Here is a 25,083-nt window from a genome sequence, read left to right as displayed (position 1 = left end):
AGGGATGACAGTGCAGAACCTGACCTGGCTTAACCCGCCGCCGCACCATTCCATCGATGGCGACAGTGTTCGTGTGCGCACTGGCAAGGAGACCGATTTCTGGCGCGAGACCTTTTACGGTTTCTGGCGCGACAATGGCCATTTCCTGTCCCGGCCGGTCGAAGGCGATTTCACCGCCGAGGTCACCGTCAAAGGCGACTACAAGGTGCTTTATGATCAGGCGGGGCTGATGGTCCGGCTCAGCGAAACCCACTGGATCAAGGCCGGCATCGAATATACCGACGGCCTTGCCTATTTCTCCGTCGTCGTCACCAACGACACGTCAGACTGGTCGCTGGTGGCCATCCATGCCGGTCCGAACGGCGTCAGGATCCGGTTGACCCGTCACGCCGAGGCGATCCGCGTCCAGTATCTCGATGCTTCTGACGGCCACTGGAAGCCTGTGAGGCTTGCCTATTTTCCGACGTCGAAGACGGTCGATATCGGCATGATGTGCTGTTCGCCGCAGCGCGAAGGCTTTCAGGTCACGTTCTCCGATTTCTCCGTCGGTCCACCGATATCGCGGAAATTGCACGATTGAGACGTGCGGCCTTGCGCTGAACCGCAAGCCCTTCGACCTTTGTCATAATCAAGTCTGTAGACGCCGCGTGCCTCGCCGGCGGCTGCGCCTGTCGTGAGTTGGGTTCTCCGGAGCCGGAAGGATATCGCCGGGACCCCCGCACCTGTTGAGGAAACACGGTTTGAAACTTTTGGCCTTTGTTCCGCTCAAGGCGAATATGCCAGGCAGGACGTTGCAACGGTATTGGCATCCGCGATAGGAGTTGCCGATGGGCAGGTTGCGAAGGGCAGTCAAAAGAGCCGTCTATTCCAGGGCGCTGAGATTTCTTGGCGTTCCGCCCGTGCTGTGGTCGCAGGGCATCGGGCATTTCTGCGATTTCGCCGGGCCGCGCTGGTATCGCAACGCGCCAACTGCATCGACGCAGAGCGAGGCATTTTTCCGCCAACATTACAGCGGCGCGAATGGCATCGTCTGGCTGCGTCTGAGCACCTTGTCCAGGGATGCGCAAACCTGCGACCTCGACACGTTCGTCAAGATCGTGCTGCCGACGATCACGGCACCGTTCACGCTGCTGACGACCGATGGCGATGCTTCGGTGCCGTCGGATCTGGCGAAGGACACCGTCGACCAGCTTCTCGCCAACCCCTTCCTGGTCGCCTGGTACAGCCAGAATTGTGATGGCACTCACCCCAAGGTCAAACCTTTCCCGATCGGGCTCGATCTTCACACGCCTCGGTCCCTCGCCACGCCGGCGGGGCTTGTGAAGCAACTGGAAATCATACGCGCCCGGCAGGATCATGTGGATCGCCGCCCGCCGAGGCTGTTCTCTGATTTCAGCATCAGCAATGGTTCCAGGCAGCGCCGGGAACTGCTTGATGCCCTGAGCGGATGTCCGCATGTCGATTTCCTGACGAAACGCGTCTCGCAGCGCTCGATCTGGCAACTGTACTCACAATACCCGCTTGTGCTGTCCACCGAAGGCAATGGCCTGGACTGCCATAGGACATGGGAGTTGTTTTATCTCGGCTGCATCGTCGTCACCAAGACCTCGCCGCTCGATTCGCTCTATCAGGGCCTGCCGGTCATTATCGTCGACGACTGGCATGAGGTCAGGGACCCCGATGCGCCGAGGCGCTGGATAGAGCAGGTCGCGCATCTGACCGAGCGGGATCATGTTTGGGGACGCTTGCATCCGCAAACCTATCTCGAGCCTATTCGGCAAGAACTTCAGCACGCATCCTGACAGGGCAGGCCGCGAAATTCCGGTTGGACGCTGTGCGAAGCGGGGCTCCTGCGAGCGATGTCGAGCGATGCCGCTCCTCCATGTCTGGTGGAGGCAGGGATCATGCGCCAGCCTCGTCCAGCCCCAGCCCGCCGCGGACGGCATCGCGGATGGCTTGTGGGCCGAACCTTGCCCAAACCGCTTGATGCGCGCGAATGCGCTGCCGGGCTCTGCGGTCCGCGTCCAGGCAAAGTCCGGCGGCCAACTCGGCAAGCCCTTCGTCGTTCTCCGACAGCAGCAGCTCCTGCCCGTCGACCAGATCCAGACCCTCGGCCGCCAAAGGCGTGGCGATCACCGGCACGCCCCACGCCATCGCCTCCAGAATCTTGATGCGGGTGCCGCCGCCTGCCGCAAGCGGGATGATGGTGAGATGCGCCCTCGACAGAAGCGGCGCCGTGTCTTCGGGGTCTTCGACGAGCTCCACGCCAGGCAATCCTGCCAGCGCTTGCACGACCGTTTTCGGATTACGCCCAGCGAGAATCAGTGTCGCGGTCGGCAAGGCCCGTCGGATCCGCGGAAGTATGGAGCCGGCTAATCTCTGGACGGCATCGACGTTTGGCGGATAGCCGAGATGGCCGATGAACAGAATGACCGGAAAGCTTTTACCGGATCCGGGTTCGGCGGGCAGCGTTTCGGGGCTGTGCCCGGCGTGCGGAATTCCGTTTGGAACGACATCGATCGGCAACTTGTGCCGGGAAAGCGCCATCAGCCGCTCTCGATCCTGGCCCGAGCAGACCCAGACCCTGTCGACAAGGGCAAGCGCCTTTCTCTCGATATGCCTGATGCCAAGGCCCGCGCTGATCGACGCCACCGCAGGCCACTTCGCATCGACGTGCCGCAACTGTCCCGCTAGGTCGGACTCCACATTGTGCATGTCGAGGATGAGTTGCTTCGTCCGCGCCCGCAAAGGCCGCAGCAGCTTGAACAGGCTGATGCCCTCGATCAGCACCGTGTCCGGGCGGAAGTCCCGAACCAATGTCTCCAGCCGCGTCAAGGCGACGCGCGAGATGCGACGCTCCGCGCTTATTCGCCACCACCCGATCGAGCCGGAGCGGGCCTCTCCCTTGATCGACAAGGCTTCGGTGCGGATCGACGGATCGGTCGTTTCCGTCGCCTGCGGCAGCACAGATACCAGGCAGACCGGACCGAATTGCGCAGCAGACTCAGCATTGCGATAGTTCCGCAGATCTGCGCCGGAGATCGGCGGAAGGGCTGGATCGTGGGACACAACCAGCACACGTCGCCCGGCTTTCGCGGCGGAGAGGGCATCGAGCGGTTGTGCGCTCGAGGGCTTCAAAGCGGACGCTCTGGGCTTTGCGCCGGAGGCTTCATTCCTAACGGCATGCGCGACGGCCCCAAAACCATAACAATCGGCTTCGATTTGTTCAGCGAACGCCGGTTTCGTCAAGCGTCGCATCGTCCCTGAATGTCAGTTGCACCAGCTGCGGCAGGCTGCCGGAATGTCACCATCTCCTGGACCACGCCAACCAGCGGCCTGCCAGATGCTTCCATGATGAGGTGAGCCTTGTCCGCCGATAGGCGTCGCCGGCCATCTGGATGCCTTGCGCCTGCGTTGGAAAGGGATGGATGACGTCGGCCAGCGCACGCAATCCCATGCCCGATTTGATCGCCAGCGACACCGCATTGATCATCTCGCCGGCGTGGCTGGCGACGACCGTGGCACCCAGGATGCGGTCGGATCCCTCCCTGACGTGGATTTTGACAAAACCCTCTTCCTCGCCATCCATGACCGCCCGGGCGACATCGTGCATCAGCACCGTATAGGTCTTGACCGGGATGCCGTTCTGACGCGCCTCCGCCGGATAGAGGCCGACATGGGCGATCTCCGGATCGGTATAGGTGCACCACGGAATGACCAGCTCGCTCAGTTTCCTGCGTCCGAGAAACAGGGCATTGCGCACGACCATGCGGGCTGTCGCCTCGGCGGTGTGGGTGAATTTGTAGGCGAGGCAGACATCGCCCGCCGCATAGATGCGCGGATTTTTGGTGCGGAGATAGTCGTCCACCTTGATGCCGTCGGCATCATATGCCACCCCGGCGTTCTCCAGGTCGAGACCGTCGACATTGGGCGACCGGCCGATGCCGGTGATGATCTCGTCGACGGAAATCGTTGTCGTGATGTCGTCGCACACCAGGTCGGCGAGCTTCTTGCCGCCTTCCATTCGTACCGCCACCACCTCGGTGTTGAGGCGAACCTCGACACCTTCGCGCGCCAGCGCGTCCGAAAGGATCTGGGCGGCATCGCGTTCCTCGCCGGGCAGGAACATCGGTTCGCGCTGCGCCTGGATGACCTTCGCGCCCAGCAGGCAGAAGGCCTGCGCCGCCTCGCAACCGAGCGGGCCGCCGCCGATGACCAGAAGCCGCTTCGGGCACTCCGTGAGATCGAACATGCTCTCGTTGCTGAGATAGCCGGCTTCGGCAAGCCCTGGGATGGTCGGCAGTCTCGGGCGTGCGCCTGTCGCGATCAGCACCTTCCTGAAACGCAAGGTTTGTCCGGCGACCGTGACAGCGTCCCTTCCGGAAAACCGCGCTTCGCCGAAATAAAGGTCGATGCCTTCGGAAACCAGGCTATCGGCGGCATCGGCGCGGCTGATCCGCTGCCGGATCTGCCGCATCCGTGTCATGGCGCGCTGAAAGTCGACGTGAAGACGGTCCGGCGGATCGCCGCCGAAATTCTCGGCATCGCGCATGTCGGCATAGAGTCTGGCCGTGCGGATGATCGATTTCGACGGGATGCAGCCGACATTGATACAGGTCCCGCCGATCAGATTGCGCTCGATAAGCGCGACCTTTGCGCCAAGGCCGGCCGCTTCATAGGCGGCAGTCAGCCCAGCCGGCCCGGCACCGATGACAACGAGGTTGTAGGGCCCGTCCGGCTGCGGGTTCTTCCAGTGCGGCGGATGGGCGCTCGCGATCAGACTGATGTCGTTGTAATCGACAGGAAAGGCAATGGTCCTGGTCCGGTCACGCGACATCGCCGCCACCTGACGCCGGACTTGCCGGCTGAGACAGCCAGCCGCCATTGAATCCTGCCTTGCGCAGGCCGTTGCGGATGTGCTGATTTGACCGCATCAGTCTCCAGATCAACCCGGACCGATGGTTCTCGATCATCATCGCCACGATGCCTTGATCCAGCCCATAGTGGCCATCCGACACCCAGCCGTGCCTCCCGAATTTACGCCGGTTCGCCAATGTCGGATTGAAGCCGCTCGGCAGCCGGAAATTATCGATCACCTCGGGGTAGCGATCACCGAGATGGCGCAGCGCTGCCAGGCAGATGTCCGGCGCGAAAGGCAGTGACGCGGGATAGGACCACGGCGCGATCGTCCCGTCGTCGGGTCCGAAAGGCGCGCCGCGCGCGGCATAGCCGGAAAACCGGCGGCGCTGTCGCTCCACGCTGGTGCGAAAGCCGCCTGGGCCGTCGCCCGCCGAAAGACCCCAAAGGTTCTCGTCGTAGCCGCCGTAGCCGTAAGGGTTGTGGCGCGCATAGTCGCGATGCAGGTAGGTCGCGCGGCGGCTGTTTTCGAAATAGTCGGAGTTCTTCTCGCGCATGAAGGCGTCGCGGATGCCGGCAAAGTCAATCCAGGCATGCGAGAATTGGTGCATGAACAGCGGCCCGCCATAGAGCACGTCGTAGCCGTAGATGTTTTCCCACTGGTAGGTCGCCGTCCAGCCCTCGTAGCTGCTGTCCGAGGTCGGGCTGTCGGGCGAGGCCATCGACAGCACGTAGAGGATCGTCGCTTCGTTGTAGCCTTCCCAGCCATAGTGGAGAAAGCCGCTCTTCGGCTTCCAGCCCTGACGGAGCGTCGGGCTTGAGCCTTGCGCCCATCGCCAGTCGACGCGCCGGTAGAGCGCCTCGGCCAGTTGGCGGATTTCGGCTTCCTCCTCATCCTCGCCAGAGAAATAGGCGCCCGCCACCAGCATGCCCGATATCAGCAATGCCGTGTCCACCATCGACAGTTCGCAGCGCCAGACGCGCAGGCCGGTCCGCATATCGAGGAAATGGTAGTAGAAACCCTTGTGGCCGGTGACCTCCTCGCCATTGCCTTGCCGGCTGGCCGAGAAGAAACGCAGCGCGGCAAGCGTCAGCTTCACGGCCGCATCGCGCGTCATCCAGCCGCGCTCGACGCCGATCGGATAGATGGACAGCGCGAAGCCGACGACAGCGATGCTGGCCGGCGAATCCGGCCGCGACGTATCGGCGACCAGCCCATTTTCGGGGTTCACGTTCTCGCTGAAATAGTCGAAGGCTGCGCGCTGATAGCGGTCCAGAAGCTCGTCATCGGACAGTGCGGCAGGCTCGGCTCTAAGCAAAGGAAGCAAGCTCCCGCCTGATGGCTGCATCCCGTGTCATGGTTTCCCGCTACCTTGTCGCGACTCGTCGATTCGAAGCCTGCAACTATACGCCCATACGTCCCCGTTCGTTGCACCGTCACGCGGAATTGAGTTTCGCTCTGCCTCAATAGGTGGCGCGGCCTCCGGAAACATCGAACACGGCGGCCGTCGTGAACGAACACTCTTCCGAGGCGATCCAGCAGATCAGCGCCGCCACCTCGTCGACCTCACCGAAGCGCGCCATCGGTATCTTGGACAGCATGAAGTCGATGTGCTCCTGGCTCATCTGCTTGAAGATCGCGGTGCGCACGGCTGCCGGTGTGACGCAATTGACCGTCACCCTGGTCTTGGCCAGTTCCTTGCCGAGCGACTTGGTCAGGCCGATCACCGCGGCCTTCGAGGTGCTGTAGGCAGAGGCGTTGGGATTGCCTTCCTTGCCGGCAATCGAGGCGATGTTGACGATGCGGCCATAGTTGCGCTCGAGCATGTGCGGCACGAGGGCCTTGTTGCAGTAGAAGACGCCGTTGATGTTGATGTCGATGACCTTCTGCCAATCCTCGACCGTATAGTTCCAGGTCGTCATGTTCGGCCCGGTGATCGCCGCACTGGTGACCAGGATGTCGACACCGCCAAGCGCTTCGAGCGTCGACCGTGCAGCGCGTTCCACGCCGGCGGCATCGGCGACGTCGATAGCAATGCCGTGAAGACTGGGGATGACGGCCTTGGCCTGTTCGATCTGGGCGGGATCGCGATCCCAGACGCAAACCCGTCCGCCCTCTTCGACGATTCTCTGCGCCACTGCCAAGCCGATGCCCGATGCGCCGCCGGTGATGACCGCTGCCCGATCGCTGAATCGTCCTGCAAAATTCGTCGGCATCTGATTTCCCCCATCACTGAACGCTATGGACACTGACGACGCGCGACCGCCATACCATCAGGGGTGACTGTGCGGTCACCATCAGGCAAGTTCAAGCCGGCATGCAGGCCGATCGTCTGGGCCAATCCCGTGCCGTGATCACACGGGAGTTCCCTCGAGTTGATTGCCCAGCGCTTTCACCATTGCCACCAGCGCCGGTCCGATCTCGGCATGCGCGCGGTCCTCGGTGATGATCTCGCCGATGCCGCCGCAGGTGATGGCAACCAGCGGCGAGCCGTCACGTGGGCGGAACGGCACGCCGACCGCATGGATGTAGCTGTGCCAGGCGCCGAACGACGTCACGTAGCCTTGGCGTGCATACTGGGCGATCGCATCGTCGATCGCCGCCGCGATCATCGCAGCCCTGTCCGGCTCCGCCTCCTGCAAAGCCCGCACAAGGCTGGTGCGCTCCTCGGATGAAAGGGCCGCCGCATAGGCCAGCCCCATCGACGTCTTCCAGATCGGCAGGTAGGAGCCTGGATTGAGCCGCAGCGTGACAAGGCTCTCCGACCGGCAGTTGGCGAGATAGACCATGTTGAGGCTGTCGCGCGTGCCGAGCGCCACCGCCGCTCCAGTCAGGTCGGCCAGCGGCTGCATCAGCGGTCGGGCGACGTGGACGACGGCGCTGGAACTGAGCGCCGAATAGCCGAGCGCCACGGTGGCCGGTCCCAGGCTGTAGCGGCCGAGATCCTTGTCGTACAGGAGGTAGCCGAGCGCGCTCAGCGTATAGGTGATGCGCGAAACCGTGGCCTTGGGCAGACCGGTGCGGACAATGATGTCCTGGTTGCCGAGCGAGGCGTCGCCCGGCCGGAAGGCGCGCAGGATGCCGAGCCCGCGCATCAGCGACGACGAAAGCTGCGCGCCTTCGCCTTCAAGCTCCGTCTCGTCCTTGGTCGCTCGCTTGCGCACGCTGCGGGTCTTTCTGGCGTCGTCGTCCGCCTGTCGCGCCGGGGAGCCGGCGTTGTCGGTCGAAAATGAAATTAAATTCCATTTATATTGACAGGGGCTTTCGCGGGCTGTCAATATGCTCCCATCGATGGCGTGTCCCCGCGCCTTGTGCCATCTTACGAAGCCCGTCCTTGTGAAGGTAGCCACGTGTCTCGCTATATTTTGCGCCGGCTTATCGCAATGCCGTTTCTGGTGCTCGGCATCGTCACCATCGCCTTCCTGATCACCACGGTGACCAAAGGCGATCCGCTGACCGCCATTGTCGCCGAACAGCAGATGAGCAACCCGGAGGTGGTGGCCGCTGCCAAGGCGCGCTGGGGTCTCGATCGTCCGTTGCCGGAACGCTATATGATATATCTTCGTAATCTGCTGAGCGGCGATCTTGGCACCTCCTTCATCACCAAGCGCAATGTCGGCACCGACATTCTCTACCGCTTGCCGGCAACGCTCGAACTGGTTTTCGCCGCGATGATCTTCGGCACCACGCTCGGCATCGTGCTCGGCGTGCTGGCCGCTTATTTCCGCAATAGCCTGATCGACCATGGCGCTCGGCTCTTTGCCCTGTTCGGCTCGTCACTGCCGGTGTTCTGGTCGGGACTCGGCCTTCTTTTCATCTTCTCGGTCATGCTGAATTGGCTACCGGGGCCGGGCAGGGTTGATGCCCGCCTGGCATTGCCGCCCGGCATCACCGGCTTCCTCACCATCGATTCGCTGCTGGCTGGCGACTGGACCGTCTTCAAGGATGCGCTCTGGCACCTGCTTCTGCCGGCCTTCGTCCTCGGCTGGACGGTTTCTGGCACCATATCGCGGCTGGTGCGCGCCAACATGCTGGATGTGATGAGCCGCGAGTTCGTGCTCACCGCGCGCGCCAAGGGGGCGAGCGAAGTCCGCGTTGTCATCGTGCATGCGCTGCGCAACACCATGGTGCCGACCTTGACCGTCATCGGCTATTCCTTTGCCTATCTGATAACCGGCGCGGTGCTGACCGAAACCATCTTTTCCTGGCCCGGCATGGGCTCCTATGCCGTCGAGGCGGCACGCGCGCTCGACTTCCCGGCGATCATCGGCGTCACCATCGTCGGCGGCCTCGCCTTCCTGGTCACCAACCTCATCACCGACATACTCTATGTCGTGGCCAATCCGCGCGTGAGATTGAGCTGATGTCGGCGGTCGCCACCAAATCCCGTTCCGCCGCTGTTCCCGAATGGCTGACCGCGCCATTGGTCATCGGCACGGTCGTCATCCTATTCTGGCTGTTCATGACGGTCTTCGCCAATCTGGTCGTGCAGTTCGATCCGCTCGAGATGGTGGCGCGCCGGCTGCAGCCGCCGAGCTGGGCGCACTGGCTGGGCACCGATGCGCTCGGCCGCGATGTTCTGAGCCGCACCTTGCACGGAGCGGCGCATTCGCTGCCGATCGCGGTTCTGGTCGTCGTCTCGGCCGTCGTCATAGGTTCGCTGCTTGGCGCCATCTCCGGCTTCGTCGGCGGCCTGACCGGTGCGGCGATCATGCGGCTTGTCGACGTGACCTTGTCGTTCCCGCCGATGCTGCTCGCCATGGCCGTCGCGGCGTCGCTCGGGCCGGGCCTCGGCAATGCTGCCATCGCCATGGTGCTGGTCTGGTGGCCGGTCTACGCCCGCCTGATGCGGGCGCAGGTGCTGGAGGTGAAGGAGCGCGAACATGTCGAGGCGGCAATCGCTGCCGGCGCCAGGCCGCGGCGCGTGCTGTTCACGCACATATTGCCGCTTTGCTGGACCCCGGTGCTGATCAGCGCGACCATGGATTTGGGCCAGGTCGTGCTGCTTGCCGCGTCGCTCAGCTTCATCGGTCTCGGCGCCACGCCGCCGACGCCCGAATGGGGGTCGATGATCTCTGACGGTGCGGTCCATTTCTATCAATGGTGGATCGCCTTCGGTCCCGGCGTCGCCATCCTCACCATCGTGCTCGGCTTCAACTTCATCGGCGACGGCTTGCGCGACATTCTCGATCCAAGGTCGGACTAGGCGATGAGCGCACAGATATCTTCAGCGCCACCGGGCGCAGTCGACAAGGCAGGCGAGCGCGAGCCGCTGCTGTCCATACGCGGCCTGCGGGTCGGGTTCCGGCGGGCGGGCGATCAGTTCGAAGCGGTGCGCGGCATCGATCTCGACGTCGCCAAGGGCGAGGTGATCGGCATTGTCGGCGAATCCGGCTCGGGCAAGTCCGTCGGCATGCTTGCGGCGCTCGGCCTGACCTCCAAGAACGCGGTGGTCACCGGCTCGGTGCGCTTCAACGGCGACGAACTGGTCGGCAAACCGGCGCGCGAGATGCGCAAGATCAGGGGCGCGCGCATCGCCATGATTTTCCAGGACCCGCTGTCCTCGCTGAACCCGGTGATGACCGTCGGCGCCCAGATCGCCGAAGCGGTCAGGCTGCATCAGCGCGTGACGCGCAAGCAGGCCGTGGCGCGTGCCGTGGAGCTGCTCCATCTGGTGGCGATCCCGCAGCCGGAGCGCCGGGTCAACCAGTATCCGCACGAATTCTCCGGCGGCATGCGCCAGCGCGCGGTCATCGCCATGGCCGTCGCCAACGATCCAGACCTGTTGATCGCCGACGAGCCGACCACGGCGCTCGATGTCACCGTGCAGGCGCAGATCCTGTCGGTGCTGCGCTCGCTGCAGGAAAGGCTCGGTCTCGGCCTGGTGCTGATCACCCATGATCTCGGCGTCGTTGCCGGTCATGCCGACCGTGTCGCGGTCGTCTATTCCGGGCGCGTCGTCGAACAGGCTGGTGTGTCCGAGCTGTTCGCCGACCCGCGCCATCCTTACACACGCGGCCTCATCGCCTCGATCCCCAACCTCGAGGAAAGCCGCGAGCGGCTGTTCTCGATCGACGGCTCGCCGCCCGCACTTGGCCGCTTGCCGGGCGGCTGCGCCTTCCATCCGCGCTGCATCTATGCCGAGGCACGCTGCCGGACCGAGGATCCGCCTTTGCACGATATCGGCGGCCGGTTCTCGGCCTGCCATTTCGCGACGACCTTGCCGCCCTTCCACAGCGCCGCGCTGGCTGCGGTAAGCCTGAACAATGGAAGCGTGGCCCCATGAGCGCAGCAGAGCAACTCCAGGCGGAAACCGAACCGGCGCCGGCATTGTCGGTTCGCCATCTCGTCAAGGACTTTCCGGTTCGCGGCGGCCTCGTCTTCGACCGCGCCATTGCCCATGTCCGTGCGGTCGCCGATGTCTCGTTCGACGTAGCGTCAGGCGAAACGCTGGGGCTGGTCGGTGAATCCGGTTGCGGCAAGTCGACCCTCGGGCGTTGCCTGATGCGGCTGATCGAGCCGACCAGCGGCGAAAGCTGGTTCCGTGGCCAGAACGTGCTCGCGCTCAACCACGAAGACATGCGCCTGATGCGGCGCTACATCCAGCTGGTCTTCCAGGACCCCTACGGCTCGCTCCATCCGCGCATGCGCATTGCCGACAACATCGCCGAGCCGCTGCGCATGAGCGACATGTCGGCGGCCGACCGCCGCGCGCGGGTTACCGAACTGCTCGAGCTGGTGCGGCTCAATCCCGAGCATGGCAGGCGTTATCCGCACGAACTGTCCGGCGGCCAGCGCCAGCGTGTCGTCATCGCGCGCGCGCTCGCGTTGAACCCGCAAGTGGTGATTCTCGACGAGCCGGTTTCGGCGCTCGATGTTTCGGTGCAGGCCGGCGTGCTGAACCTGCTCAAGGACATCCAGCAGTCCTTCGGCACCTCCTATCTTTTCATCGCCCATGACCTCTCGGTCGTGCGCCACATCTCGCACCAGGTCGCGGTGATGTATCTCGGCAAGATCGTCGAGATCGCGCCCGCGGCCGAGCTCTATTCGAGGGCGCTGCATCCCTATACCCAGGCGCTGCTGTCGGCGGTGCCGCTCGCCAATCCCGAGAAGGAGCGCAAGCGCGAGCGCATCGTGCTCGCCGGCGATGTGCCGAGCCCGCTCAACCCGCCATCCGGCTGCCGCTTCCGCACGCGCTGCTTCAAGGCGCAGGCGATCTGCGCTGCCGTCGAACCGCCGCTCGATCCGGCTGGCGGTTCGCATCGCGTCGCCTGCCATTTTCCGGAACCGGTCAACACTTTCAAGGCTGTCTGATTGGCCTGCCGAATTCACCCGAAGGAATTTTGATCGTGACTGAGGACCATTCCGAAAATGCCGGTACGGCAGGACCCGCGCGTTTGCCGCTCGAAGGCATCAAGGTTCTCGATCTCTCGCGCGTGCTGGCCGGACCGTGGGCGACGATGAGCTTGGCCGATCTCGGCGCCGAGGTCTGGAAGATCGAGAACATCGATGGTGGCGACGACACCAGGGCGTGGTCGGTGCCGAGTTACAAGGGCGTCTCGACCTACTATCTCTGCGCCAATCGCGGCAAGCAGAGCATCGCACTCGACATGAAGACCCCTGAGGGGCTGGCCATCGTGCGCGAACTGGCGGCCAAGGCCGACATCGTTGTCGAGAATTTCCGCTCCGGCACCGCCGATCGGCTTGGCGTCGGTTTCAAGGAGCTCAGCGCCTCGAATCCACGCCTGATCTACTGCTCGATCTCCGGCTACGGCCAGACCGGCCCCGATGCCGGGCGGCCTGGCTATGACTTCGTCATGCAGGCCGAGAGCGGCCTGATGGCCATCACCGGCGAGAGCGATGGCGAGCCGATGCGTGTCGGCGTCGCCATCACCGACATCGTCTGCGGCATGGTTGCGACACAGTCGATCCTGGCGGCGCTTTTCGAGCGGTCGACGACCGGCAAGGGCCAGTTACTCGACCTGTCGCTGATCGACTGCGCACTCAGCCTGCTGATCAATGTCGGCAGCGGTTATCTCAACACCGGCCGCGAGGTCGCCCGCTACGGCAATGCGCATCCGACGGTGGTTCCCTACCAGATCTTCGAAGCTTTCGATGGCGGCTTCGCGCTGGCGGTCGGCAATGATCGTCAGTTCGCAGCGCTATGCGAGCAGGTCGTGGACTTGCCACATCTGGCTAGGGATGCGCGCTTCATCAAGGCAGGCGCGCGTGCCACCAACCGCGAGGCGCTGATCCCGCAGCTTGCCGCCGTCTTCAAGACCAGGACGCGTGATCACTGGATGACGGCCTGCGCCGCCGCCAGCGTGCCGGCCGGCACGGTAAAATCGATACCGGAAGTTTTCGACAGTCCCAATGTGCGCGAGCGCTGCCTCGTCCAGACCTTGCCGCATCCGCATCTTGGGTCCGTCGCCATGGTGCGCCCGGCGCAGGGACTTGCCGCGCAATTGACCGCCGACTTCACCGCGCCGCCGATGCTGGGCCAGGACACGGCTGCCGTGCTGACCGGCGTGCTCGGCTACAGCGCCGAGACCATCGCCCAGCTGATCGGCACCGGCGCCATCGGCGTCTATACGCAGGCCACCGAGCCCGTACCTGCCTGATTTTCCACGAAGCCCCTCATCTCGCATTTGCAGGTTGATTGAGTGGTTCTTCGCTTCAAGGGGGCGAAGAACCTTCCTTGTTTTGGCGCAATTCCCAAGGGAAAGCGCTATGCGCTTTTCCCGGGAAAACCGCTTCACACTTTTTCTGGAATTGCTCGGCCGGTTATTTCTGCTGGCCGTAATTCTTGTAGCGCCCGCGAATGGCGGCAAGCTCGCTGCCCTCGATCAGCACTGGCGCGCCGGCACTGCGCGCCAGCAGATATTGCCGCGCCAGGGTTTCGAGCTTGATGGTGCGGACGAGCGCCGTGTCGAGATCCGCGCCGAAGGCGATCATGCCGTGATTGGCGAGCAGGCAGGCCGTGCGGTCCTTGAGCGCGACGACGGCAACCTTGGCCAGTTCGCTTGATGCGAACAACGCATAGTCCGAACACCGCACGTCGTCGCCGCCGAAACCGGCGACCATGTAGTGGAACAGCGGCAGCGGTTCGCGCAGGCACGATAGCGCCACGCAATGATCGGGATGGGCATGCACGATGGCGCCCGCCTCGGGAAACGCCTTGTAGATCTCGGCATGCATCTCCCATTCGCTCGACGGACGGAATGCACCGTCCCAGGATCCATCGAGCTGCATCGCCACCATCTGCTCCGGCCGCAGGGCGCTTGTGGCTATTCCCGTCGGCGTGATCAGCATGCCGCTTGTCGTGCGCACGCTGATGTTGCCGGTGGTGCCGACATTCATCCCACTGGCGTCCAGCGTCTCAGTCGCGGCGATCAGCCGGGCGCGAGCGGTCTCGGTGTCCATCACGATGCTCTCCCTGTCGCGGCCTTTGCCGGGGGCCATGTGTCGATTGCCGGCGCAATAGTGCTCGGCCGTGTCATGTCTTGCAGAACGTCGGTGAAGATGTCCGAGCCGCCGAGCTTTCCCGATTTCAGCATCAGCGCCAGCGGATCGGACGGCAGGCCGGGAAGTTGGGCAATGGCGCGCGACAGTCCGGGGCCTTCATAGGCGCCCATGGCGATGCGGTCGATGCCGAGCGCCTTGACCACCGAACCGGCGGTCTCGCCGCCGGCGACGACGAGCCGGCGTACGCCGAGTTCGCGCACCAGGATCTCTGCAATCCCGGCCAGGATCTCTTCTGCTTTCGCCGCCACCACATCGCGGCCGTGTGCCTGCTGCAGCGTTTCGACCGTCACCTGTGGAGCGGTCGTGGCAATCGCGATCGTCGCGCCGGGCAAATGCCGCCGGGCGAAGGCACGCGCTTCGGCCACGACATCGGCGCCGGCAAAGGCGCGGGCCAGATCGATCGTCAGCAGTGGATTGTTCTGCGCAAAACGTTCGAGTTGTTCGATGGTGCGATCGGCGACGCTGCCGGCCAGCACCGCTGCCGGCCCTTCGACGGCCGGTAGGCTGGCGGCAACGAGGTCCCCTGAATTCATCAGCCCATGCGTGAGCCAAGCCGGCGGCAGATGCGCCGCGACCGAGGAATTGCCGGTCATCAGCGGCAAGTCGAAGGCGGCTTCCGCGATCGCCGCCAGGTCGCGCTCGCGGATCGTGTCGGTGACCAGCAGCGTCTCGCCGCGCGCGCTGTGCTCTCTTATGGCGCTGCGAATAGCCTGGGCGCCGGCATCGACGACGAGATAGGGCACCAGTCCGACCTTGCCCTTGCTCTGCGCCTGCAGCACGCGAACCAGGTTGGAATCGATCATCGGCGTCAGCGGATCGAAGCGCTTGGGCGACTCGGCCAGCAACTGAACGCCGCCGAACATATGCCCCTGATAGACCGTGCGGCCGGTCTCACATAGAGCCGGGGTGAACAGCGTCACACCGCCGCCAAGCCGCTCGAGCAGGGCTTCGGCGCAAGGGCCGATATTGCCGGCGGGCGTCGAATCGAAGGTGGCGCAGTATTTGAAGAAGATTTGCCGCGCGCCCGCTTCCACCAGCCGGTCTGCGGCCTCCAGCACCTGGCGTACCGCATCGCCGGCCGCGATGACGCGGGTCTTCAGCAGGACCACATGAGCAAGATTGCCTGATGGGATCGGCGCGTCCAACCCGACCGTGCATCCCGTTGGGATGCCGCGCGCGACCAGCATCGACGCCAGCTCGGTGCCGCCGGTCAGATCGTCGGCAATGGCGCCGAACAGCAGGGAAGGCATGGCGGTCATGCGGCCCGTCTCATGTCTGCCTGTTTCAGGGCGGCCCGTCTCTTGACTGCTTGTCTCATGTCGGTGGTCAGGCCATTCGTGGTATCATATACACAGCCCACGCGACGCAGGCGACGCCTGTGCGACCGCAAGAATGGAGAGCGGATGTGACTGCTTCTATCGCGCCGATCGCGCGCGACAATCTGACGACGCGTGTCTACGAGGAGCTTCGCCGCGCCATGATGGAAGGCCGTTTCTGGCCGGGCCATCGCTTCAAGATCCGCGACCTCGCCGCCAGCCTTCAGGTTTCCGAAACGCCTGTGCGCGAGGCGCTGATGCAACTGGTGCGCGAAAAAGGCCTGGAGATGGAGGCCGGCCGCTCGATCACCGTCGCCCAGCTGTCGCTGGCCCAGTATCTGGAACTGCGCAGCATCCGTCTGCATCTCGAAGGCATGGCGGGTGCCGCGGCGACGACACGCATCGAGCCGCGCGAGATCGACCGCCTGGCGGCGGTGCATGACAGGCTGATCGCCGACGAGGACAATGGCCGCTGGTTCGAAGCCGTCCGCGACAATTGGGAATTCCATCATTCGATCTACCAGGCGGCGCAAATGCCGGAGCTGCTGGCCATCATCGAGGGCATCTGGCTGCGCAACGGGCCGCTGGTGAACTATCAATACCCGCACGCCCGGCCGACCTATGACGGCCGCCATCGGCATCTCGACATCCTCGACGCGCTGCGGGCGCGTGACGAGAACGGCGTGCGCAAGGGCATTCAGCAGGACATGATCGAAGGCGGCCGCCTGTTGGTCAAGGTTCTCGAACGGCTGAACGACGGTTCGGTCACGCCCGAGGAACTGCGCCGCGCCGCACAGAACGGCCGCCTGGTGTCGGCTGCTGGCTGAATAATTTGTTCCTTGCCACCGCATCGGCGCCGATCACGCCACCTGCGCCGCCGCGGCCATGCCGGCATCGGCAGCCTGCAGCGCGAGATCAATGTCTTTTGCGGTGTGCGCCGCGCTCAGGAACATGTTGTGCCGGGGATGGAAATAGGCGCCTTCGCGCAAGGCGGCCGAGCAGAAGGCATCGGCCTTTTTGAATTCGGTATCACCGTCGAACAGCACCATCGGCATCGACACCGGGCCGGTCTGGCGCAGCGACAGGCCATGCTTCTTCGCCGCCGCGTCGAGGCCTGAGCGCAACCTGTCGCCGGCCTGCGTCATGCGGGCAATCGCATCGGTATCGCGCAGCGTGTTGATGGTGGCGATCGCGGCGGCCATGGCGACAGCGCCGTACCAGAACGATCCCGTCACATAGACCTTGGTCGCGGCTTCGCGAAAACGGTCTGTGCCGGTGATCGCGGCGAGCGGGTAGCCATTGGCGATTGCCTTCGAGAAGGCGGACAGATCCGGCCGTACGCCGAGCGGCTCCCAGCTGCCGGCGAGATCGATGCGGAAACCGGCCCTGACATCGTCGACGATCAGTGCTGCGTCGGCGGCGGTGGTGAGTTCGCGCGCCCGTCGGGCAAACGCGGCGGTCGGCAGCTCCTGGTCGCGGGCGATGTCGTGCCGGAAGGCGGTGACGACGACCGCTGCAAGATCATCCCCGGCCTGCTCGACCGCAGTCTCCAGGCTGGCAATGTCATTGTAGTCGAAATGGATCAGATGGGCGCGGTCCTCGGCGGTGACACCGGCCAGCGAAGGCGTGCACCACGGCACGGCGCCGTGATAGGAGCCGCGCGCGACCAGCACCTTGCGCCGGCCAGTGCCGGCGCGCGCGATCGTCACGCAAGCGGTGGTAGCGTCGGTGCCGTTCTTCTGCAGCATCGCCCAGTCGGCATGCGCGACCGTCTTGACCAGCAACTCCGCCAGTTCGACCAGCACTTCGCCGGGGCCGTTCATCGCATCGCCGAGGCGACGCTGCCGCTCGGCTGCTGCCTCGACCGCCTGGTGATGGTGGCCGAGGATGTTGGGCCCCCAACTGCACATCAGGTCGATGTATTCGCGCCCATCGACGTCCCAGACCCGGCAACCGTCGGCACGCTCGAAGAACTGCGGATAGGCGGAGCCGAGATAGCGCGTCGCCATGTGTCCCCACATGCCGCCCGGAATGACCGACGCCGCACGCTCGCGCAGCAACTGGTCCTTGGAGTTGATCAGGGAAAGCATAGCGAGGTCTCCGCTCGTTGATATATCATATATTGAATCTGGTGCTGGAAGAACAAGATTACTGGTCGTCCAGGATGAGATGCGGGAGGCGGCAGACGCCTCCCGCATGTTTCGCTCAGTGGCTGAGTTCTGCCAGCGGCAGATTGCAGCAGGCGCTGTAGCGCACGCCCTTGACGTCCGACTTGTAGGCCAGGATCAGGTTCGGACTGATCAGCGGCAGGATGATCCTGTCCTTGATCATTTCCTCGCCGGCCTGGTGCCACAGCTTGGCGGCCTCGTCGCCGCTTGCCGCAAGGGCTGCCTTGTAGATATCCGCTTCCTTCGGATTGAGCACCGACGGGTCGCGCTCCGCGCCGGCGCGGCGCGCCCACGGGCTGCCCTTGGTCATGGCGAAATAGTCGATGTATTGCGAGGTGCCGTAATAGTCCGGCGCGTAGAACACCGCCGTCATCGGAATGCCATCGCCATTGACGCGTTCGCGCCAGTTGGCGAAGGGGATCGGCTGCAGGTCGAGCTTGATGTTGATCTTCGCCAGATCCTGCTGGACCTTCTGCATCAGGAGCGACAGGTCGACGCCGTAGACGTTCATGCCGGGGAACGCCGCTTCCATCTCGAAGCCGCCGGCATGGCCGGCCTTGGCCAGAAGTTCCTTTGCCTTGGCGACGTCATAGGGCTGCGCCTCGAAGCCCGAACCGCCGGGAAAGCCAAGCGGGATCGGCGCGCTGATCAGCTGGCCCTCGGAGCCGATGGTGAAGTCGAGGATGCTCGGACGGTCGAGGCCGAGCGAGATGGCTTCACGCACCTCGGGCGTCAGCGGAACCTTGTTGGCCTTGGCGCCCGGCGACAGCGCCACATAGATGAAGTTGTAGGACGGCACGGTCTCGATCTTCACGTCGCTGCCGGTCATCGTCTTGGCCGTGTCCGGGTCGATCTGCATGGCGATGTCGGCGGTGCCGCTCTGCAGCATCTGCGCCTGCGCCACCGCATCCTTGGTTTGGCGGATAACGACTTCGCTTAGCGCCGGCGCGGTGCGCCAGTACTTGTCGTTGCGCGCCAGCCGCAGTTCTGAATTGGGCTCATAGGATTTCAGCACGAACGGTGCGCTGCCGGCTGAATGCGCAAGGAACCAGGCCTCGGCATTGTCTGTCGTCGAGGCGTCCGCATCGGCCTTGGCGCCGGCTTCGGAAGCGACCTTGCTGTTGACGACCGCTGCGTAGGGCGCCGCCGCGATGTTGAGGAATTCGGAACTCGGCGCGACCATCTTGACGACGACCGTATGCGCGTCCGGGGTCTCGATATCAGCCACATTGTCCATCAGGAATGAGGCGCTGCCCTTGAGGTTCTTCAGCCGCTCCCAGGACCATTTGACGTCCTTGGCCTCGACCGGCGAACCGTCCGAGAACTTGGCGGCCGGGTCGAGCGTGAAGGTGAAGCTGCTCTGGTCCACATTGCCTTCCCACTTCGAGGCGAGCAGCGGGATCAGCTTGTTGTCCTTGTCCAGCGTCAGCAGCGATTCATAGACGCTGGAATTGTAGATCTGGCAGGTGTCGCAGAAGGCGCGGTGCGGATCGAGCGAGTTGAGGTCGATGTTGCGTGCGATGACCAGCGGCTTACTGTCCTGCGCGAAGGTGGGCGGCGCCCAGAAGGCGCTGGTGGCCAGCAGAGCCGCTGCCAGCATCGTTGCCCTGGTCTTGGCTCTTGGTAGGATCGTCATGTTCATTTTATTCTCCCATTTTCTTGTCGAATCTTTGTGGCAATGCGTTCGCTCTATCCACCCACGGCAGTGAGGGATTGAAGCGCGGCCTTGAGCTTTTCAGCGCCGCCCAATGCGGCGCGGTTGAGGGGGGCCGATACGACGGGAGCCGAGAGGCTTCCCGTCACATGCAGGATCTCGTGGTCGAGATAGTCGAACACGCGATCCTGAATCTCTTGTGTCAGTCGTCCGCCAAGCGACAGCCCACGCTGCACCTGTTCGACGACGGCCACCCGGTTGGTCTTGCGGATCGAGGCTTCCACCAGCGGCCAGTCGAGTCCGGTCGGGTCGAGGCTGCGCAGGTCGATGATCTCGGCATCGACGCCGGTCTCCTCGACGACCTGGCTGGCGAGAGCAACCATGCTGGCGCTGGTGAGCAAGGTGCAGGCGCTGCCCGGCCTGACGATCTTCGCCTTGCCGAGCCGCACGCAATAGTCGCGGTCGTCCATCGGAACAGGACCCTCGCTCGGGAACAGTTCGACATGCTCTATGACGACGACCGGATCGTCGCATTTCAGCGCTGAATTCATCAGGCCGATATAGTCGAACGGCGTCGTCGGCGCGACGATGCGCCAGCCGGGATAGAGCGCGAACAGGCCGGACGGATCGCCCGAATGCTGCGAGCCGTAGCCGGTGTGCGGCGAGACGCGGACCCTGACCACGATCGGCACCGGAAAGCCGCCGCCGAACATATGCCGCACCTTGCTGACCGCGTTGAACATCTGGTCGGCGGCAACCAGGCAGAAGTCGCCGAACATGATCTCGACGATCGGCCGCAGGCCGCAAAGCGCTGCACCAAGCGCCACACCGACAAAACCGTTCTCGGCGATCGGCATTGCCAGCACGCGCTCCGGCCAGCGTTCCAGCGCGCCCTTTGTGGCGCCCGAAACGCCGCCGCGCAGCCGGTGCACATCCTCGCCCATGATGATGATGCGCGGGTCCTGCTCCATGGCGCGAGCGATGACCTCGGACGCTGCAACCATGAACTTGACCGGCCTGGTGTCGGCCGGCGGCACGTCCTCGATCTCGAGGAAGCGCTCGTCCCTCAGCTCAGACAGGTCGCCTCGTATCTGGTTGTCGACGTCGCTTGGGTCCGGCCACAGATGATCGGGAATGCGCAGCGCGTTGCCGCTCATTTCGGTGAGCGAATCGGCGGCGGTGTTGACGACGTCCATGACGCGCTGGTCGAGTGTGCCGAGGTCGGCGTCCTTGAGAATGCCCATCGTTTTCAAACGAGCAGCCATTGTCACAAGCGGATCACGCGCTTTCCAGGCATCCTCTTCGGCCCGTGTGCGGTAGCCGAACTCGCTGCCCGGGCGCGCACCGCTCTGATGCAGGAAGCGGTAACAGAGCGCCTCGACCAGCACCGGGCCGCCATCTTCCTCGATCGTCCGGCGCGCCTCGCGCATGGCATGGTGGACCGCCACCACATCCATGCCGTCGCACTCGATGCCGCGAAAGCCGAGCATCGGGCCGCGCGACGCCAGCCGCGTCTCGCGCGTCTGCTCATTGATGTGCGTCGAGACGGCATAGAGATTGTTTTCGGCGAAAAAGATCACCGGCAGCCGGTAGAGCGCGGCGATGTTCATCGCCTCATAGGCCGATCCCGCCATCATCGTGCCGTCGCCGAAGAAGGCCACGGAGATGTTGCCGGTGCCAAGCAGCTTGTCGGCGAGCGCATAGCCCGCCGCGTGCGGCAGGTTGCCACCGATGATGGCGCTGGTGCCCGGTATGCCGGAAGCATCGTCGCGCATATGCATCGAGCCGCCACGGCCGCCGCAATAGCCTGACTTGAGGCCCATGATCTCGGCCATCAGGCCGCGCACCGAGCCCTGCATGTTCGGACTGAAGGCGTCATGCAACGGGTCGAAACCCCCAGGCGTCTGTGCGTTGACCAGCTTGGCCAACACCTGGTGATGGGCGCGGTGGGTGCCGTTGATGCGGTCCACTTTTCCGAGCACGGACATGGCGCCGACCGCCGTCGCCTCCTGGCCGATGCTGGCATGCGCCGGACCATGCACCAGCCCGGCATTGGCGAAATCGAGCACTTTTTCCTCGAAACGGCGGATGAGCAGCATCTGATGATACCAGCGCACCAGGCTCGAAACCTCGGCGTCGTCCCAGTCAGAATCGTCGACGTCGAGCCGCAACCAGGGCGCCGATGGCTGGATCGATGTCTGCTGGACCATGTCAGCTATTTCCGTTCTGGTAGATGATATATCAAATATTTTTTCAGTCGACTGGACCGTTCATTTCCCGGATACGGCACTGGCTGGTGAGTGCGATACAAATGGAATTAAATTTCATTTTCGGCACGAAGCCGAGACTAAGCCGGGACGGCGGCGTTCCGCAAGAGGAATTTTGAGGCGCGCTTTTGGTCATTCCAGCGATAAAGTCGGAGCACCAATTTACGGGCGGGAGCTCGCTCTGCGAGTCCAGGTATTCAGCCGACGGATCGGCAGGGTGAGGCGAGCGGCTATCGATCGGCCCGATGCTGAAAAAACTGCAAGAACAACTCCCGCTCGGTGGTGATATCGAGCTTTTCGTAGATGCGCCGGCGATGATTCTTGACCGTGCCGACGGTGATGCCGAGGCGCTCGGCGATGTTTGCCGTCGGATGACCGGCGAGGATCAGCTGGACCAGCTCCCGCTCGCGCAGCGACAGCTCCGGCCACAGGCTGGCCGGAATGGTCGGCTCCTGCCGGGGCGAGGCGCCGGGGCCGGTCGGCGCCGACGTGCGGGAGAATTCGGTTCCGCGCGCCTTGATGTCGAGCGCATGCAGCGCCTCGAACACCGGCAGCCGCTCATCCAGCAGGGCGATCTCGCTATCCTTGAATGACATGGTCGAGCGGTCGAGGAAGATGCCGAGGCACCAGTCGCCGCCATCGGCAAGCATGATGCCGACCTCGTCGCAGATCTCCGACTGCGCCAGGAAGCCGGCAATGTACTGGCCGCGCTTGGCCTCGTCGTCGGCAAGCCGCTTCAGCGGCATGATACCCAGCCTTCGCTCGCGCCGCCACGAGGCATAGAACGGGTCGAACACGTAGTAATTGTCGAGATAGCGCTTGACCATCTCATCCGAGAAGCGCCGGTGCTTGATGAATTCCGGTGTCTGCGTCGCCGAATAGCGCGTCACCGTGACGAGGTCGTGCTCGATATCAGCGCCGATCAGGTCGATCAGGCAGTCGACATGCCTGTCCGTGCCGGTGGCGGCGATCGCCTTGGCGAGCGGCGCCCAGATATTGCCCATGCGCATGCCCTTTTCTCGGTGATCCCGGCCCAGCCGTCATTGTGTCTTTAGGCATATGGCGCGAAGCCGCCTGTCGAATCTAACCTAGCGTCAACCTAGACCAGATCCCGAGGCGAGCGTGACCCAGCCAAACCTGACCAGTCCAATCATTGGCAATCCAATCGTCATCGGCATCGACGCCGGCGGCACCATGACCGACACGATCCTTGTCGATCAGGACGGCCACTTCAAGATCGGCAAGTCGGCGACCACGCCAAAGAACGAAGCCGAGGGTTTCCTGGCCTCGGCCGAGGATGCGGCGGATGCCTGGGGCATCTCGCTTGAATCATTGTTTTCCGGCGTCAACGTCGTGCTCTATTCCGGCACCGGCATGCTCAACACACTGTTGTCGCGCACCGGCCGCCGGCTCGGCCTGATCACCACCAAGGGCCTCGAGGACATGATCCTGATGGGCCGCGGGCTGCAGGCGTGGGCCGACTATTCCTATGCCGATCGGCTGCATGCGGTCACCCATCACCATCCCGATCCGCTGGTGCCGCGCCGCCGCACGCATGGCGTCACCGAGCGCATCGACCAGTTCGGCGACATCGTGCTGCCCCTCTACGAACATGAGGTCTCAGCCGCCGCGAAGAAACTGATCGCTGACAAGGTCGAGGCGATCTGCATCATGACCATCTTCTCGCACGTCAATCCGGTGCACGAGAAGCGCATCGCTGAAATCTGCCGCCAGGAGGTCGACAAGGCCGGCGCCGACATCATCGTCTACACCAGCCACGAGGTCCGCCCGGTCATCCGCGAGCAGTCGCGGCTGAACTCGGTGCTGATCGAGGCCTACGCCACGTCGCGTGGCCGCAAGCAGCTCAAAGGTATCGAGGACGTCTCGAAGAAATACGGCTTCAAGTATGGCGTGCAGACGCTGCTGTCCTTCGGCGGCCTGACCTCGATTAACCATCCGCGCCTGCATGAAACCATGATCTCCGGCCCGATCGGCGGCATCCTTGGTGCGGCCTATGTCGGCAAGCTGATCGGCAATGATTCGCTGATCTGCTCGGACATGGGCGGCACCTCCTTCGACATGGGCGTCATCACGCGTGGTCAGACGCGGATCGAGAACGAGCCGCTGATGGACCGTTTCAAGCTCAACGTGCCGACGCTGCATCTCGACACGATCGGCGCCGGCGCCGGCATGATCCTCAAGGTCGACCCGTTGACCAAGAAGGTCTCGCTCGGGCCGGAAAGCGCCGGCTCCGACCCCGGCCCGATCTGCTTCGATCGCGGCGGCACCGAGCCGACCATAGCCGACTGCGACGCCATCCTCGGCCGCCTCAACCCGCACTATTTCCTCGGCGGCAAGGTCGTGCTGCAGGTCGAAAAGGCCCGCCGCGCCTTCCAAAAGAAATGCTCCGACATATTGGGCGTCGGGCTGGAAGAAGCCGCCGAAGGCATGATCGACATGCTGGAGTCCGATGCCAACAACGCGCTGCGCCGCGTTATCTCGGGCCAAGGCATCCATCCCTCCGAATTCACGCTGCTGTCATACGGCGGCTCCGGTCCGCTGCATCTGGCCGGCTGCTCCAGGGGCATCGGCTTCAAGGACATCATCACCTTCCAGTTCGCCGCCGCCTTCTCCGCCTTCGGCTGCACCACGGCCGATTTCATGCGCCGTCATTCCGTCTCGACGCAGCACGACATCCCCTCGCGCGCCGACGAGGCGACACTGGCCGCTTTCGGCGCGAAGGTGACGACAGTGTGGAACGATCTGACCAAGGCCGCGGTCGACGAGATGATCGCCGACGGCCATGCGCGCGAAAAGATCAAGACGGTGCCGTTCCTGATGATGCGCTACACCGGCCAGCTCGAGGACGTCGAGGTCATGGCGCCGCTTTCCGAGGTCAACTCGGCCGACGATATGCGTAGGGTTATCGACGAATTCGAGGCGGTCTACGCCAAAGTCAACCATCGCGTGTCGCGCTATGGCGAAGCCGGCTTCACCATCACCGAGCTTGGCCTGATTGCCACTGCCGACAAGGTCAAGCCGGTGCTGCTCAAGAGGCCGCTAGGCGCCTCCAATCCGGCAGCCGCCCACAAGGGTGTGCGCGAGGCCTATATTGGTGGGCGCTGGCACAAGGCCAATCTCTATGAGATGGATCTCTTGCAGCCTGGCCATGAAGTCATCGGCCCCGCCATCATAGAACATCCCGCCACCACGCTCGTCGTTCATCCGCAGGACCGCGTCCATGTCGATGAATGGACCCTGCTGCACTACACCCACGCTTGAGAGGGCGACCGCC

The 25,083-nt window shown here is 63.9% G+C and carries 19 protein-coding genes and 1 pseudogene; 9 read left to right on the top strand and 11 right to left on the bottom strand.

Going from position 1 to position 25,083, the window contains the following annotated elements:
* Positions 1 to 4: 4 nt before the first annotated feature.
* A complete protein-coding gene (locus tag LB558_RS14330) occupies positions 5 to 580 on the top strand; it encodes a DUF1349 domain-containing protein (RefSeq protein ID WP_224698141.1) in 576 nt (191 codons plus the stop codon).
* A 247-nt stretch (positions 581 to 827) separates the two neighbouring features.
* Positions 828 to 1,802: a hypothetical protein gene (locus tag LB558_RS14325; protein WP_224698140.1), complete on the top strand. Its 975-nt coding sequence runs from the start codon at positions 828 to 830 to the stop codon at positions 1,800 to 1,802.
* A 100-nt stretch (positions 1,803 to 1,902) separates the two neighbouring features.
* Here LB558_RS14325 and LB558_RS14320 read toward each other — a convergent pair whose 3' ends face one another.
* The 5 genes and pseudogenes from LB558_RS14320 to LB558_RS14300 all read right to left on the bottom strand — a co-directional run.
* Entirely contained in the window at positions 1,903 to 3,249 is a 1,347-nt protein-coding gene (locus tag LB558_RS14320) for a glycosyltransferase family 4 protein (protein WP_224698139.1), read from the bottom strand.
* A gap of 55 nt (positions 3,250 to 3,304) precedes the next feature.
* Positions 3,305 to 4,837 (bottom strand): mercuric reductase, encoded by a 1,533-nt coding sequence (locus tag LB558_RS14315; protein ID WP_224698138.1) that lies wholly within the window; start codon positions 4,835 to 4,837, stop codon positions 3,305 to 3,307.
* Entirely contained in the window at positions 4,827 to 6,176 is a 1,350-nt protein-coding gene (locus tag LB558_RS14310; RefSeq protein ID WP_224698378.1) for a glucoamylase family protein, read from the bottom strand. Before LB558_RS14310 ends, LB558_RS14315 begins: the two co-directional genes overlap by 11 nt.
* Before the next feature lie 145 nt (positions 6,177 to 6,321).
* Positions 6,322 to 7,074, bottom strand: coding sequence for an SDR family NAD(P)-dependent oxidoreductase (locus LB558_RS14305; protein WP_224698137.1), 753 nt, complete (start codon positions 7,072 to 7,074; stop codon positions 6,322 to 6,324).
* 252 nt (positions 7,075 to 7,326) lie between these two features.
* Positions 7,327 to 7,953: pseudogene (locus tag LB558_RS14300) on the bottom strand (IclR family transcriptional regulator); the annotation flags it as partial.
* 255 nt (positions 7,954 to 8,208) lie between these two features.
* On the opposite strand from LB558_RS14300, the gene LB558_RS14295 reads away from it, so the two are divergent.
* The 5 genes from LB558_RS14295 to LB558_RS14275 are packed head-to-tail and all read left to right on the top strand — an operon-like array spanning position 8,209 to position 13,479.
* Positions 8,209 to 9,222, top strand: a complete 1,014-nt coding sequence (locus tag LB558_RS14295; RefSeq protein ID WP_224698135.1) for an ABC transporter permease — start codon at positions 8,209 to 8,211, stop codon at positions 9,220 to 9,222.
* Positions 9,222 to 10,064, top strand: a complete 843-nt coding sequence (locus LB558_RS14290) for an ABC transporter permease (RefSeq protein WP_224698134.1) — start codon at positions 9,222 to 9,224, stop codon at positions 10,062 to 10,064. Before LB558_RS14295 ends, LB558_RS14290 begins: the two co-directional genes overlap by 1 nt.
* A 3-nt stretch (positions 10,065 to 10,067) precedes the next feature.
* Positions 10,068 to 11,144: an ABC transporter ATP-binding protein gene (locus LB558_RS14285; RefSeq protein WP_224698133.1), complete on the top strand. Its 1,077-nt coding sequence runs from the start codon at positions 10,068 to 10,070 to the stop codon at positions 11,142 to 11,144.
* Complete coding sequence (locus LB558_RS14280; protein ID WP_224698132.1) at positions 11,141 to 12,172, top strand: ABC transporter ATP-binding protein; 1,032 nt, start codon at positions 11,141 to 11,143, stop codon at positions 12,170 to 12,172. The genes LB558_RS14285 and LB558_RS14280 overlap by 4 nt, the downstream gene beginning before the upstream one ends.
* A 35-nt stretch (positions 12,173 to 12,207) precedes the next feature.
* Positions 12,208 to 13,479, top strand: a complete 1,272-nt coding sequence (locus LB558_RS14275) for a CaiB/BaiF CoA transferase family protein (protein ID WP_224698131.1) — start codon at positions 12,208 to 12,210, stop codon at positions 13,477 to 13,479.
* 163 nt (positions 13,480 to 13,642) lie between these two features.
* Here the strand turns inward: LB558_RS14275 and LB558_RS14270 are convergent, their stop codons facing one another.
* Together LB558_RS14270 and otnK are read right to left on the bottom strand one after the other, a co-directional pair.
* Entirely contained in the window at positions 13,643 to 14,281 is a 639-nt protein-coding gene (locus LB558_RS14270; protein WP_224698377.1) for a class II aldolase/adducin family protein, read from the bottom strand.
* Positions 14,281 to 15,642, bottom strand: coding sequence for a 3-oxo-tetronate kinase (gene otnK / locus LB558_RS14265; protein WP_224698130.1), 1,362 nt, complete (start codon positions 15,640 to 15,642; stop codon positions 14,281 to 14,283). Before otnK ends, LB558_RS14270 begins: the two co-directional genes overlap by 1 nt.
* A gap of 146 nt (positions 15,643 to 15,788) precedes the next feature.
* Here otnK and LB558_RS14260 point away from each other — a divergent pair, with 146 nt between their 5' ends.
* On the top strand, positions 15,789 to 16,526 hold the full coding sequence (locus LB558_RS14260) for a GntR family transcriptional regulator (protein WP_127256300.1): 738 nt from the start codon (positions 15,789 to 15,791) through the stop codon (positions 16,524 to 16,526).
* Between the two features lie 33 nt (positions 16,527 to 16,559).
* Here the strand turns inward: LB558_RS14260 and LB558_RS14255 are convergent, their stop codons facing one another.
* From LB558_RS14255 to LB558_RS14240, 4 genes are all read right to left on the bottom strand, one after another.
* Positions 16,560 to 17,789, bottom strand: coding sequence for an aminotransferase class III-fold pyridoxal phosphate-dependent enzyme (locus LB558_RS14255; protein WP_224698129.1), 1,230 nt, complete (start codon positions 17,787 to 17,789; stop codon positions 16,560 to 16,562).
* A gap of 115 nt (positions 17,790 to 17,904) precedes the next feature.
* Entirely contained in the window at positions 17,905 to 19,467 is a 1,563-nt protein-coding gene (locus LB558_RS14250) for an ABC transporter substrate-binding protein (protein ID WP_224698376.1), read from the bottom strand.
* A gap of 89 nt (positions 19,468 to 19,556) precedes the next feature.
* Positions 19,557 to 21,731 carry a thiamine pyrophosphate-dependent enzyme gene (locus tag LB558_RS14245; RefSeq protein ID WP_224698128.1) on the bottom strand — a complete coding sequence of 725 codons (2,175 nt, stop codon included), beginning with the start codon at positions 21,729 to 21,731 and terminating at the stop codon, positions 19,557 to 19,559.
* A gap of 287 nt (positions 21,732 to 22,018) precedes the next feature.
* Complete coding sequence (locus LB558_RS14240; RefSeq protein ID WP_224698127.1) at positions 22,019 to 22,798, bottom strand: helix-turn-helix transcriptional regulator; 780 nt, start codon at positions 22,796 to 22,798, stop codon at positions 22,019 to 22,021.
* 142 nt (positions 22,799 to 22,940) lie between these two features.
* Between LB558_RS14240 and LB558_RS14235 the strand changes: the two genes are divergently transcribed.
* Entirely contained in the window at positions 22,941 to 25,070 is a 2,130-nt protein-coding gene (locus LB558_RS14235; RefSeq protein WP_224698375.1) for a hydantoinase/oxoprolinase family protein, read from the top strand.
* The last annotated feature ends 13 nt before the right edge of the window (positions 25,071 to 25,083 follow it).

Origin of the sequence: Mesorhizobium sp. CO1-1-8 (genome assembly GCF_020164875.1) — a bacterium.
GTDB lineage: Bacteria > Pseudomonadota > Alphaproteobacteria > Rhizobiales > Rhizobiaceae > Mesorhizobium.
The sequence above is the reverse complement of the archived record's forward strand: the minus strand, read 5'-3'. Positions and strand labels throughout refer to the sequence as shown.

Bases quoted from the DNA above. Each gene is read 5' to 3' on its own strand.
- LB558_RS14290 (WP_224698134.1), top strand. From the start codon at position 9,222: ATGTCGGCGGTCGCCACCAAATCCCGTTCCGCCGCTGTTCCCGAATGG.
- LB558_RS14245 (WP_224698128.1), bottom strand. From the start codon at position 21,731: ATGGTCCAGCAGACATCGATCCAGCCATCGGCGCCCTGGTTGCGGCTC.
- LB558_RS14240 (WP_224698127.1), bottom strand. From the start codon at position 22,798: ATGCGCATGGGCAATATCTGGGCGCCGCTCGCCAAGGCGATCGCCGCC.
- otnK (WP_224698130.1), bottom strand. From the start codon at position 15,642: ATGACCGCCATGCCTTCCCTGCTGTTCGGCGCCATTGCCGACGATCTG.
- LB558_RS14330 (WP_224698141.1), top strand. From the start codon at position 5: ATGACAGTGCAGAACCTGACCTGGCTTAACCCGCCGCCGCACCATTCC.
- LB558_RS14285 (WP_224698133.1), top strand. From the start codon at position 10,068: ATGAGCGCACAGATATCTTCAGCGCCACCGGGCGCAGTCGACAAGGCA.
- LB558_RS14250 (WP_224698376.1), bottom strand. From the start codon at position 19,467: ATGCTGGCAGCGGCTCTGCTGGCCACCAGCGCCTTCTGGGCGCCGCCC.
- LB558_RS14280 (WP_224698132.1), top strand. From the start codon at position 11,141: ATGAGCGCAGCAGAGCAACTCCAGGCGGAAACCGAACCGGCGCCGGCA.
- LB558_RS14270 (WP_224698377.1), bottom strand. From the start codon at position 14,281: ATGGACACCGAGACCGCTCGCGCCCGGCTGATCGCCGCGACTGAGACG.
- LB558_RS14305 (WP_224698137.1), bottom strand. From the start codon at position 7,074: ATGCCGACGAATTTTGCAGGACGATTCAGCGATCGGGCAGCGGTCATC.
- LB558_RS14315 (WP_224698138.1), bottom strand. From the start codon at position 4,837: ATGTCGCGTGACCGGACCAGGACCATTGCCTTTCCTGTCGATTACAAC.
- LB558_RS14255 (WP_224698129.1), bottom strand. From the start codon at position 17,789: ATGCTTTCCCTGATCAACTCCAAGGACCAGTTGCTGCGCGAGCGTGCG.
- LB558_RS14325 (WP_224698140.1), top strand. From the start codon at position 828: ATGGGCAGGTTGCGAAGGGCAGTCAAAAGAGCCGTCTATTCCAGGGCG.